The sequence below is a fragment of the Streptomyces sp. NPDC057253 genome (assembly GCF_042669125.1).
In the GTDB taxonomy this organism is placed as follows: Bacteria; Actinomycetota; Actinomycetes; order Streptomycetales; family Streptomycetaceae; genus Streptomyces.
This window is the reverse complement of record NZ_JBHUXV010000119.1, coordinates 16,852-28,384: the sequence shown is the minus strand read 5'-3', so window position 1 is coordinate 28,384 and position 11,533 is coordinate 16,852. Positions and strand designations below refer to the sequence as shown.

Annotated in this window: 11 protein-coding genes; 5 read left to right on the top strand and 6 right to left on the bottom strand. The window is 71.8% G+C overall.

The genetic code is table 11. From position 1 onward, the window contains the following. A partial coding sequence (locus tag ACFULQ_RS39805; protein ID WP_383554006.1) for an MMPL family transporter occupies positions 1-2,056 on the bottom strand: 2,056 nt, incomplete at its 3' end. A gap of 198 nt (positions 2,057-2,254) precedes the next feature. Between ACFULQ_RS39805 and ACFULQ_RS39800 the strand changes: the two genes are divergently transcribed. Then, on the top strand, positions 2,255-2,662 hold the full coding sequence (locus ACFULQ_RS39800) for a VOC family protein (RefSeq protein WP_383554003.1): 408 nt from the start codon (positions 2,255-2,257) through the stop codon (positions 2,660-2,662). On the opposite strand, the gene ACFULQ_RS39795 is transcribed toward ACFULQ_RS39800, so the two are convergent. From ACFULQ_RS39795 to ACFULQ_RS39780, 4 genes are read right to left on the bottom strand one after another with little or no spacing between them, the layout of a single operon-like run. Further along, positions 2,659-3,327, bottom strand: a complete 669-nt coding sequence (locus ACFULQ_RS39795; protein WP_383554002.1) for a response regulator — start codon at positions 3,325-3,327, stop codon at positions 2,659-2,661. The genes ACFULQ_RS39800 and ACFULQ_RS39795 overlap by 4 nt on opposite strands. After that, complete coding sequence (locus tag ACFULQ_RS39790) at positions 3,324-4,520, bottom strand: sensor histidine kinase (protein WP_383553999.1); 1,197 nt, start codon at positions 4,518-4,520, stop codon at positions 3,324-3,326. Before ACFULQ_RS39790 ends, ACFULQ_RS39795 begins: the two co-directional genes overlap by 4 nt. A 58-nt stretch (positions 4,521-4,578) precedes the next feature. After that, complete coding sequence (locus ACFULQ_RS39785; RefSeq protein WP_383553997.1) at positions 4,579-5,364, bottom strand: IclR family transcriptional regulator; 786 nt, start codon at positions 5,362-5,364, stop codon at positions 4,579-4,581. Further along, positions 5,361-5,816, bottom strand: coding sequence for a MarR family winged helix-turn-helix transcriptional regulator (locus ACFULQ_RS39780; protein ID WP_383553995.1), 456 nt, complete (start codon positions 5,814-5,816; stop codon positions 5,361-5,363). The genes ACFULQ_RS39785 and ACFULQ_RS39780 overlap by 4 nt, the downstream gene beginning before the upstream one ends. 151 nt (positions 5,817-5,967) lie before the next feature. Between ACFULQ_RS39780 and ACFULQ_RS39775 the strand changes: the two genes are divergently transcribed. Genes ACFULQ_RS39775 through ACFULQ_RS39760 form a run of 4 tightly spaced genes read left to right on the top strand, consistent with a single transcriptional unit; the run spans position 5,968 to position 9,737 of the window. Then, complete coding sequence (locus tag ACFULQ_RS39775; protein WP_383553992.1) at positions 5,968-6,885, top strand: SDR family NAD(P)-dependent oxidoreductase; 918 nt, start codon at positions 5,968-5,970, stop codon at positions 6,883-6,885. Next, complete coding sequence (locus tag ACFULQ_RS39770) at positions 6,885-7,760, top strand: amidohydrolase family protein (RefSeq protein WP_383553989.1); 876 nt, start codon at positions 6,885-6,887, stop codon at positions 7,758-7,760. The genes ACFULQ_RS39775 and ACFULQ_RS39770 overlap by 1 nt, the downstream gene beginning before the upstream one ends. Positions 7,761-7,770: 10 nt before the next feature. After that, complete coding sequence (locus ACFULQ_RS39765; protein WP_383553986.1) at positions 7,771-9,273, top strand: long-chain fatty acid--CoA ligase; 1,503 nt, start codon at positions 7,771-7,773, stop codon at positions 9,271-9,273. Between the two features lie 8 nt (positions 9,274-9,281). Beyond that, complete coding sequence (locus ACFULQ_RS39760) at positions 9,282-9,737, top strand: MaoC family dehydratase (protein ID WP_383553984.1); 456 nt, start codon at positions 9,282-9,284, stop codon at positions 9,735-9,737. 106 nt (positions 9,738-9,843) lie between these two features. On the opposite strand, the gene ACFULQ_RS39755 is transcribed toward ACFULQ_RS39760, so the two are convergent. Then, on the bottom strand, positions 9,844-11,514 hold the full coding sequence (locus ACFULQ_RS39755) for a PHP domain-containing protein (protein ID WP_383553981.1): 1,671 nt from the start codon (positions 11,512-11,514) through the stop codon (positions 9,844-9,846). Between the last annotated feature and the right edge of the window lie 19 nt (positions 11,515-11,533).

The window sequence follows — 11,533 nt, the reverse complement described above, 5'->3', positions numbered from 1 at the left end:
GCCCGAACCGCTCGTGCGCCCGGCGCAGCGGCTTCGGTGCCCACCAGGCCCGCCTGCCGAGCAGCGCCATCGTCGCCGGGACCAGCAGCATGCGTACGACCGTGGCGTCGATCAGCACGGCCAGGGTCAGGCCGAGGCCGATCTGGAGGATGGGGGAGAACCCGCCGGTCATGAAGGCGCCGAAGACCACCGCGAGCAGCAGCGCGGCACAGGTGACGACCCGCCCGGAGCGGCGCAGCCCGGTGACGACGGCCTCCTGCTCGTCCCCGGTGTGCTGCCGGGCCTCCCGCATCCGGGCCAGGATGAAGAGCTCGTAGTCCATGGCCAGCCCGAAGGCGATCGACACGATCAGCGGAGGCGCGGTCAGGCTCAGCGCGCCCAGCCCCTCGCCGCCGAGCAGCCCGGCCCCGTGGCCGTCCTGGAAGACCCACACCACCACGCCGAGCGCGGCGCCCAGACTGAGCAGCGTGGTCGCGATGGTGCGCAGCGGGATCAGCACCGAGCCGGTGAAGGCGAAGAGCAGGACGAAGATGCCGGCCAGGACGGTCAGGGCCGCCCAGGGCGCCCGCTCGGCGAGCATCGCGCGGAAGTCGACCAGCCGGGCCGCGACCCCGGTGACCTCGACGGGCTCCTCGCCACGCACCTCCCGTACCCGTTCGACCAGGTCGGTGGCCGCCTCGCCGTCCACACTGCCGGGCGGCTGGAGCTCCACGACGGTGGTGCCGCCCGGCAGGTCGCGGGACTCGGCGTGCGGGGTCAGGGCGCGGACGCGGTCGGCGGTCGCGGGGTCGGTGCCGGGCTTGAGGACGACCACCACGGGGGAGACCCCGGTGCCCTGGGGGAAGTGCGCGTCGACGGTGTCGTACAGCCGGCGTGCCTCGGTGTCGGCCGGCAGCTGCTGGGCGTCGCCGATGGCGATGCGCAGGCCGGTCACGGGCAGGGCCAGGAGCAGCAGCGCCGGGACCACGGTGACCAGGACGGCGATCCGGCGGCGCTGCGCGAAGCGGGCGAGGCGGGCGAAGACCCGGCCCTCCTCGTCCTCGGAGCGTGCCTTCGAGGGCCGGATCCGCCCGCCGAACCTGGTGAGCAGGGCGGGCAGCAGGGTGACCGCGGCCAGCATGTCGACCACCACGACCGCGGCGACGGCGAGGCCCATGCTGCGCAGGAACACGCTCGGGAAGACCAGCAGTCCGGTCAGGCTGACGGCCACGGTGAGCCCGGAGAACAGGACGGTCCGGCCGGCCGCGGCGACCGTACGGTGCACGGCCTCCACCACGTCGTCGGTGTGCCGGCGTTCCTCGCGGAAGCGGACCAGGGTCAACAGGGCGTAGTCGACGGCGAGTCCGAGACCCAGCATGGTGGTGACCTGGATCGCGTACACCGAGATGTCGGTGACCTGGCTGAAGACGAACAGGCCGAGGAACGCGCCCGCGATCCCGCTCACCGCGATCACCAGCGGCAGCGCGGCGGCGCGCAGTCCGCCGAACACGACGAGCAGCAGGGCGAGGACGACCGGCAGGGAGATCAACTCGGCGTTCTTCACGTCCTGTTGGGCCCGCTCGCCGAGCTGCCTGCCGAGGAGTTCGCCGCCGCTGACATGGACGTCGGGTGCGTCGATCCGCTTGATGGTGGCGACGGCCCGGTCCGTGGCCTCCTCCTCGGCCTCGTCGCTGAGACCGCCCTCGAAAGTGACCGGGATGACGAGGGCCTGTCCGTCGCGGGCGGTGAGCCCGGGGGTGGTGTACGGGTCGGGTACGTCGGCCACCCCGGCGATCCCGCGGACCTCGGCGACCGTCCGCTCGACCTGGGCGCGCAGGGCCGCGTCGGAGACGGCCTCGCCCGCGACGACCGCGGTGACGGACTCGCCGGTCGGATCGATGCCGGAGAGGTGGTCGTCGGCCAGGTCGGACTCGGTGCCGGGGACGTCGGGCACGTCGTCGGAGAGGTCGGCGAAGACGCCCGTCCCGAGGCCGAAGCCGAGCAGCAGGAACGCCGCCCAGAGTCCGATGACGGTCAGCGGGCGGCGGGTCGCCGCCCGGGCGAGTGTGGAGAGCACGGGGGCCTCCCGGCGGGTTGGCGGTGGTCGATGGCACCCTCAGCGTGCTGCGGCGGGCGGGCCCACCGGATCGCCGTCGCGGGCGGTTTCGGGGGCTCCGTCGTACGGGTGAGACCGGGTGCCGTCTCACTCCAGCGGGGGAGGAATCTTCGGTACCGGCCCAGGAGTTGACCTTGGAGACATCTACAAGGAGGCCGTATGTCCGAGGCAGCACCCGCCGTCCGTGAACTCCGTCTCGTCGTCACCGCGGACGACTACGACGAGGCGTTGCGCTTCTACCGGGACGTCCTCGGACTGCCCGAACGTGCCGCGTTCGCGTCCGACGGCGGCCGGGTCACCATCCTGGAGGCGGGGCGGGCGACGCTGGAGATCACCGATCCGAACCACGCCGCGTTCATCGACGAGGTGGAGGTGGGCAAGCGGGTCGCCGGGCACATCCGGGTGGCGTTCGAGGTGGACGACTCGACGGCGACCACGGCGAGGCTGGCGGAGGCCGGGGCGAGGGTGGTCGCCGAGCCGACGCGCACGCCGTGGAACTCGCTCAACTCCCGGTTGGAGGCGCCGGGTTCACTTCAGCTGACGCTCTTCACCGAACTCGGGGACTAGGCGGCACCCGGCGTCACCAGGCCCGTCTCGTACGCGCAGATCACCGCCTGGACCCTGTCCCTGAGGCCCAACTTGCTCAGCACATTGCTGACATGGGTCTTCACCGTGTGCTCGCTCACGAACAGGGTCGTGGCGATCTCGGCGTTGGACAGGCCCCGCGCCAGCATCCGCAGGGTTTCCACCTCCCGGGCCGTCAGGACGTCCAGACGGTCCGGGGTGGTGCCCGTGGCCGCTTCCTCCCGGCGGCGCCGCACGATGTCCGCCACCAGGCGGCGGGTGATCGTCGGGGCGAGCAGGGAGTCGCCGTCCGCCACCACACGTACCGCGTGCACGAGGTCGTCCCGGCGCACGTCCTTCAGCAGGAAACCGCTCGCGCCCGCGTACAGCGCGTCGTACACGTACTCGTCGAGGTCGAACGTGGTCAGCATGACCACCTTGCAGCTGGACTGCGCGCACACCCGCCGGGCCGCCTCCAGACCGTCCATGACGGGCATCCGGATGTCGAGCAGCAGCACGTCCGGCGTGTGCCGTCGGACCGCGGCGACCGCTTGAGCGCCGTCCCCGGCCTCGGCGACCACCTCGATGTCCGGCTGCGCCTCCAGGATCATGCTGAAGCCGCTGCGGACCAGTTCCTGGTCGTCGGCGACGACCACCCGGATGCTCACCCGAGGGCCGCCTCCCGGTCGGCGCCGGCGGGCAGCCGTACGACCACCCGGAAGCCCCCTTGCGGACCCGGCCCGGTCTCGGCGCTGCCCCCGCAGGCGGCCGCCCGCTCCCTGAGGCCGATCAGCCCGTGCCCGCCGTCCGTCCGTGTGGGCCCGGTGCCGTCGTCGGTCACCGTGAGCGTCAACTCGTCCTCCGTCCAGTCGAGTTCCACCTGTGCGCAGGAAGCGTACGCGTGCTTCACGGTGTTGGTCAGGGCCTCCTGCACCGCGCGATAGGCGGCGACCTCGGTGTCCGGGGGGAGCGGGCGCGGTCGGCCGCGGATGCTCAGGTCGACCCGCAGCCCGGTCGATTCGCCGACCTGGCGGACCAGGGACGGGAGCGCGGAGAGGTCGGGCTGCGGCAGCCGGGCGGCGCCGCCCCGGCGCTCCTCCTCCTTCAACACCCCCAGAATCCGCCGCAGTTGGGCCATCGCGTCCCGTCCGCTGGTCGCGATCGCCTCGAACGCCGCCTCGGCGCGGGCCGGATCGCTGCGCACCACGACCGGACCGGCCTCCGCCTGGACGACCATCAGGCTCACCGCGTGCGCGAGGATGTCGTGCATGTCCCGGGCGATCCGGGCCCGTTCCTGGGCGATGGCCCGCGCGGTCTCCGCGGCCCGCTCCCGCTCCAGCCGGGCGGCCCGGTCCTCGACGGCCGCGGTGTACGCGCGCTGGACGCGGGCGAGGACACCGAGGCCGTAGGCGCAGATCATGCCGGTCAGATGGAAGGCGTACTCGAAGGGCTGGGAGTGCTCCTTGTGCTGCATGGTCAGCACGGCCCCGAGCAGCCAGCTCACCAGCATGGTGCGGCGCTGCCAGGGCAGGCCCTGGGCGGCCATGGTGTAGAGGACGACGAGACCGCCGTAGAGCACGTCGGGCGGGGGCGCGTGGTAGTAGGCCATCGCCGTGGTCGCCGCCGAGACCGTGAGGGCGGCCGCGTAGGGGAAGCGGCGCCGCCAGACCAGGGGGGCGGCCGTGCAGGCTCCCAGCAGCCAGCCCGTCAGGGTGAGCGGGTCGTCCCCCTCGTCCGGGAACATCCACTGCAACGACGCGGCGAACAGCACCAGTACGGCGAGCGCGCTGTCGACGACGTACGGGTTCGTCGTCCTCAGGCGGGTCACGACGGGAGCGAACCAGGACCGGACGGCGGACATGAGCGGCTCCTCGGGGCCGGGGCCGTTCCAGTATCACGAGGCCGGCGCGGCCGGGGCCTCACCGGTGCGAGGGATATCCGGTGCCCGAACGGGGTGTGACCGCGGGCTGCCAGCCCAGTGCCCGCGAGATCCCGAGCGCCGCCAGCCGTACCGCCGGCACCAGCACCGGCACCTGGGCGTCGGCATGGGGCACGACCACCGACACGGCCGCCACCACCGTGCCGTCCGGACCGCACACCGGGGCGGCCACCGACAGGGCGTCGTCGGTGACCTGGCGGCTGCTCACCGCCACGCCCGTGTGCCGGACCTCGGCCAGGACCCGGCGCAGATCCGCCGGGTCGGCGATCGTGTACGGCGTGAAGACCGCGAGCGGTCCGGCGCAGTACTCCTCCTGCTCCCGCGGCCCGCAGTGCGCCAGCAGCACCAGGCCGACCCCGGTGGCGTGCAGCGGCCAGCGGGCCCCGACCCGGATGTGCACGCCGACCGACGAACGCCCCGCGATCCACTCGATGTAGACGACGTCCGAGCCGTCCCGCACCGCCAGCTGCACGTTCTCGTGGGTGGCCTCGTACAGGTCCTCCAGGTACGGCAGCGCCAGTTGCCGCAGCGCCACCCCGCGCGGGGCCAGCGCGGCGACCTCCCACAGCCGCAGCCCCACGTGGTAGACCCCGGCGTCGTCCCGCTCCAGCGCGCCCCAGTCGGTCAGCGCGCCCACCAGGCGGTGGGTCGTGGTCAGGGTCAGTCCGGCCCGCCGGCTGATGTCGGTCAGGGACAGGGCCGGGTGGTCGTGGTCGAACGCGGCGAGCACGGACAGCAGCCGGTCCGGCGCGGAACGCACGGTCATGGCTGGTCGGCGACTCTCAGCAGAAGGGCCTGGAGGGTCTCGCGTTCGGCCGGATCGAGCGGGGCGAGCAGGTCGTTGGTGACCCGTCTGCCCGCCTCGTCGGTGCCGCGCAGGAAGGCGCGGCCGTCCTCGGTCAGCACGACGATCTTGCTGCGCCGGTCGTCGGGGGAGGGCCGGCGCTCGGTCAGGCCCTGCTTCTCCAGGTCGTCGACCAGGCCGACGATCGCGCTCGGGTCGTAGCCGAGCCGGGTGCTCAGCTCGCGCTGGAGGGCGCCCTCGGAGCCGGCGAGATAGCGCAGCACCGCGTAGTGCCGCAGCCGCAGCCCCGACTCCTGGAGGAACGTGTTGAACAGCTGACCCGAGCGCAGGCCGAGGCGGTACAGCAGATAACCGGTGTCCGCGTGCAGCCCGCGCATCCACGGCTCCTCCGAGTCGATGGGCTTCGGGGTCACGTGCTGGCTTGTGATGGCGGGCTCCCTGGGTCGGTACGGCACTGCAGATTCCAGCATGACTCACCCGGAGGTCTCCAACAACTATTGACGTCACCAATTATTGCTCTTAACTTCGATCCCGCAGTCGTACCCCTCGGGAAGGGACCCGCTCGTGCCCAGCATCGATCTCACCGGCAAGGTCGCCGTCGTCACCGGCAGTGGTCGGGGCCTCGGCCTCGCCTACGCCCACGCCCTCGCCGCCCACGGCGCCCGCGTGGTCGTCAACGACGTCGACGAGGCGGTCGCCGAGCAGGCCGTGAAGTCCATCGCCGAGGCCGGCGGCACCGCCGTCGCCGAGGTCGTCCCGGTCGGCACCACCGAGGCCGCCGAGCGGCTCGTGAACCGGGCCGTGGCGGAGTTCGGGCGGCTCGACATCCTGGTCACCAACGCCGGCATCCTGCGCGACAAGGTGCTGTGGAAGATGACCGACGACGACTTCGACGCGGTGATCACCACCCACCTCAAGGGCACCTTCACCTGCGCCCGCGCCGCCGCCGTGCGGATGCGCGAGCAGGGCGAGGGCGGCACCCTGATCCTGGTCGGCTCCCCGGCCGGCCAGCGCGGCAACTTCGGCCAGACCAACTACGCCGCCGCCAAGGCCGGCATCGCCGCCTTCGCCCGCACCTGGTCCATGGAGCTGGGCCGGGCGAACATCACCGTCAACGCGATCGTGCCGGTCGCGGCCACCGCGATGACCGAGACCATCCCCGCCTTCGCCCCGTACATCGAGGCCATGAGGAACGGTGAGCCGCTGCCGGACTTCCTCCGCAAGGGCGAGGGCTTCGGCACCCCCGAGGACTGCGCGGCCCTCGTCCCCTTCCTCGCCTCCGAGGCCGCCCGGGGCGTCACCGGACAGGCCATCGGCATCGGCGGCGACAAGGTGGCACTCTGGTCCCATCCGCAGGAGATCAGGACGGCGTACGCCGACGGCGGCTGGACCCCCGACACGCTGGCCGACGCCTTCCCCACGTCGGTCGGCGCCGAGCTCCAGACGGTCGGCGTCCCGGCGCCGAAGTTCCCGGAGGCCTGATGAACATCGAGGACCTGGTCGCCATCGACGTCCACACCCACGCGGAGGTGTCCTCCAAGGGCCACTCCTCCCTGGACGACGACCTCCACGACGCCTCCTCCGCCTACTTCAAGGTCGAGGGCAAGCGGAAGCCGACCCTGGAGGAGACCGCCGCCTACTACCGCGAGCGGAGGATGGCCGCCGTGATCTTCACGGTGGACGCCGAGTCCGCGACCGGTACGGCCCCCGTCCCCAACGAGGAGGTCGCCGAGGCGGCCGCCGCCAACGCCGACGTCCTCATCCCCTTCGCCTCCATCGACCCCTTCCGCGGCAAGGCGGGCGTCAAGCAGGCCCGCCGCCTGGTCGAGGAGTACGGGGTCAAGGGCTTCAAGTTCCACCCCAGCATCCAGGGCTTCTTCCCCAACGACCGCTCGGTGGCGTACGACCTCTACGAGGTGATCGAGGAGACGGGCACCATCGCCCTCTTCCACACCGGCCAGACAGGCATCGGCGCCGGGGTCCCGGGCGGCGGCGGCATCCGCCTCAAGTACTCCAACCCGCTGCACGTGGACGACGTGGCCGCGGACTTCCCGCACCTGAAGATCATTCTGGCGCACCCGTCCTTCCCCTGGCAGGACGAGGCCCTCGCCGTCGCCACCCACAAGCCGGGCGTGCACATCGACCTGTCCGGCTGGTCGCCGAAGTACTTCCCGCCGCAGCTCGTGCAGTACGCGAACACGCTGCTCAAGGACAAGGTCCTCTTCGGCTCCGACTTCCCCGTCCTCACCCCCGACCGCTGGCTCGCCGACTTCGAGAAGCTGTCGATCAAGGACGAGGTGAAGCCGAGGATCCTCAAGGAGAACGCCGCCCGCCTGCTCGGGCTGACCAAGCCATAAGGGGCCGTAGATGCGCAACGAGGGACTGGGTTCGTGGCCCGCACGCCGGGCCCGCAAGACCCCGCACCGCACCGCCCTGATCCACGGCGCGACGACACTCTCCTACGCCGAGCTGCACACCCGTGTCACCCGCCTCGCGCACGCCCTGCGCGCCCGGGGCATCCGGCGCGGCGACCGGGTCGCCTACCTGGGCCCCAACCACCCCTCCTACCTGGAGACGCTGTTCGCGGCCGGAGTCCTCGGCGCGGTCTTCGTCCCGCTCAACACCCGCCTCGCCGGGCCGGAGATCGGCTACCAGCTCTCCGACTCCGGGGCCAGGGCGCTGGTCTACGGCCCCTCGCACGCGGGGCTGGTCGCCGGACTGCCGGGCAGCACCGACGTCCGTACGTACGTCGAAGTGGGCGCCGAATACGAGCAGTTGCTCGCCGAGGCGGCGGCCGAGCCGATCGACGAGCCGGTCGCGCCCGACGACACCTGCATCATCATGTACACCTCGGGGACCACCGGCCGCCCCAAGGGCGCCATGCTCACCCACGGCAACCTCACCTGGAACGCGATCAACGTCCTCGTCGACACCGACCTGATCGCCGACGAACGCGCCCTGGTCTCCGCGCCGTTGTTCCACACGGCGGGCCTCAACATGCTGACCCTGCCCGTGCTCCTCAAGGGCGGCACCTGCGTCCTGGTCGAGGCATTCGACCCGAACGCCACCTTCGATCTGATCGAACAGCACCGGATCACCTTCATGTTCGGGGTGCCGACGATGTTCGAGCAGGTGGCGCGGCATCCGCGCTGGGCGGACGCGGACCTGTCCTCGCTGCGCATCCTGACCTGCGGCGGCTCCCCGGTCTCCACCCCGCTCATCGCCGCCTACCAGGAGCGCGGGCTCACCTTCCTCCAGGGCTACGGCATGACGGAGGCGTCGCCCGGCACCCTGTTCCTGGACGCCGAGCACGCCATCAGCAAGGCGGGTTCGGCGGGTGTGCCGCACTTCTTCAGCGATGTCCGGGTGGTACGGCCGGACCTCGCGCCCGTCGACGCCGACGAGACGGGTGAGGTCGTGCTCCGCGGCCCGCACGTCATGCCCGGCTACTGGGGACTGCCCGAGGAGACGGCCGCCTCCTTCGCGGACGGCTGGTTCCGCAGCGGGGACGCGGCCCGCGTCGACGAGGACGGGTACGTCTTCATCGTCGACCGCATCAAGGACATGATCATCTCTGGGGGCGAGAACATCTACCCCGCCGAGATCGAGGACCTGCTCCTCGCCCACCCGGACATCGCCGAGTGCGCCGTGATCGGCGTCCCGGACGAGAAGTGGGGCGAGGTGCCGCGGGCGGTGGTCGTCCCGCGCGAGGGCGCCCTGCCCGACCCCGACGAGGTCCTGGCCTCCCTGGCCGGCCGACTCGCCAAGTACAAGATCCCCAAGTCGGTGGTGGTCGCGGACGAACTCCCGCGCACCGCCTCCGGAAAACTCCTCAAGTCCCGGGTGCGCAAGCGCTACGGCAACAGTTAGGGAACCCCATGAGCCTCACCGTGAACGGCCTCGACGAACTGAAGAAGCTCGCGGGCAGCGACCTCGGCACCAGCGAGTGGATCGAGGTCACGCAGGAGCGCATCGACACCTTCGCCGACGCGACCGGTGACCACCAGTGGATCCATGTGGACCCCGAGCGCGCCAAGGACGGGCCGTTCGGCGCCCCCATCGCCCACGGTTATCTGACCCTCTCGCTGTTCATCCCCCTGTTCACCGAGCTGCTGGACGTCCAGGGCGTGACCACCAAGGTCAACTACGGCCTGAACAAGGTGCGTTTCCCCTCGCCGGTGAAGGTGGGCTCGCGTATCCGCCTGGTCGCCAAGCTGACCGAGGTCGAGGACGTGCCGGGGGGCGTGCAGATCACCGTCGACGGGGCGATCGAGATCGAGGGCGGCGCGAAGCCGGCGGCGGTGCTTCAGAGTCTTTCCCGGTTTTACGCCTAGTCCCCCCGGGGGGCCGTGGGGAACCGCGGGGCCGTCGTGGCTGGTCGCGCCCACGCGGCGGAGCCGCACATCAACACAGCCCCGCGCCCCTGTCGGGGCGCTCGCCTCAGCCGGTGACGTCGACGAAGACCGGGTTCGAGTAGAACCACGTGTCCGCCCACGGGTCGCCGTCGCCGGGCGCGTGGGGGATCGGGCCGTGCGGGTCGATCGCCGCGCCGAGGTAGCCGGTGCCGTGCCGCTTGCCGTCGCTGCCGCGCAGGCGGACGTAGAAGGACTCGTCCCCGGCGGTCAGCGGGACGCGCAGGGTGTACGTCCCCTTGCGGCCCGACACGTCCTTGGTGTGGACGACCCTGGTGTCCGGCGCCCGCCAGCTGTCCCGGTCGCTCACCGGACCGCGCACCGCGCCCCGGATCACGTCCACGTGCGCCAACTCGGGCAGGATTCCCTGGGGGTTGGGGCGGGAGGCGGAGGTGACCGTCACGTACAGCGTGATCTTCTCGCCCCTGCGGACCCGCAGCCGGCCGCCCAGCGTGACCCCGCGCCCCGCGTCGCAGTCCCGCTTGACCCGCACGTCGAGGCCGTCGAGCAGATGCCCGTGGTCCACCCAGACCCGGCCGGTGCGCAGGCCCGCCATCACCGAGCGGTAGCCGTAGCGGGTCACGCCGACGTGGGTGCGGCTGAACTGGCCCGGCCAGAAGTCGCTGCCGGGCTGCGGGGTGTCGGTGTTCACCGGGTCGGGCAGCTTGCCGGTGGTGTCGAAGTTCTGCCCGGCCGGCCAGTCGCCGTTCTTCCAGGTGTCGAAGACCGTGCGGTGGTTGTCGGAGTTCGTGGTGATCGAGAACAGGCTGCCTTCGGCCAGCATCGAGTCCCACAGCCCGCCGACGGTCGCCGTCGCCCAGTCGAAGCCGCCGTACGTCAGATAGGCGTCCGCCGGATAGCCCGACCACGACTGCGCCGAGGGCTTGTTCTCGTACTCGCCGCGGATGGAGGTGGCGCCGCGCCAGCCGGGGAGCGCCGCACCCTGGGCGCCGGGCGCGCCCTCCATGCCGATCATGATCTCGGGAGCCGCGTCCCGCCAGCCCCGCATCTCGTGCGGGGAGTCGATGCCGAGCCGCAGCGGGTGGTTGGCGAGCACGAGCACGTCGTCCACGTAGCCCGAACGGCGCTGCTCCGCCAGCCACTTGATCGCCTTGATCGCATGCGCCTCGTTGCGGGCGGTGTCGGTCGCGCCCGCCGAGCCCTCGGTGTAGCCGAGCAGCTTGCCGTCGTAGGCGAGCTCGAACTGCGTGAGCAGGTCGGTCTCGTGCGGGCCGGGCGCGGCGAACACCGTGCAGTGCTCGGCGGCCGGGATGTACCACTCCAGACCCTGGAAGATCAGCTGGCGCGGGTTCTCGGCGCGGGCCTTGACGATCTCCGCGTGCTCCAGTTTCGCGCCGTAGTGGGCGTGCCCGAAGTTGGAGTGCTCGTTGAACACCATCCAGTCCAGGCCGTACTTGGCGGCGGCCTGTGCCTGCTGGGAGAACGTGTACTTCGCGTCGTGGCTGTAGACGGAGTGCACGTGGTGGTCGCCGACGAGGTAGGCGAGACGGGGATCGTCGCCGCCGAAGCCACGCTTCTCGGAGGCGGCGAAAGCGGGAGTGGCCGCCGACCCCAGCGCGAAGGCCGCGCCGAACAGGCCGGCGCTGCGCAGGAGTCCGCGTCTCGACACACCTTGGGCGTCGAGGTCGGCCGGAGAGACGGAGGGGTCCGCCCAGGAGGGGAGCTGCTGCTCGGTCATGGTGATCCTCGAGAAGGGG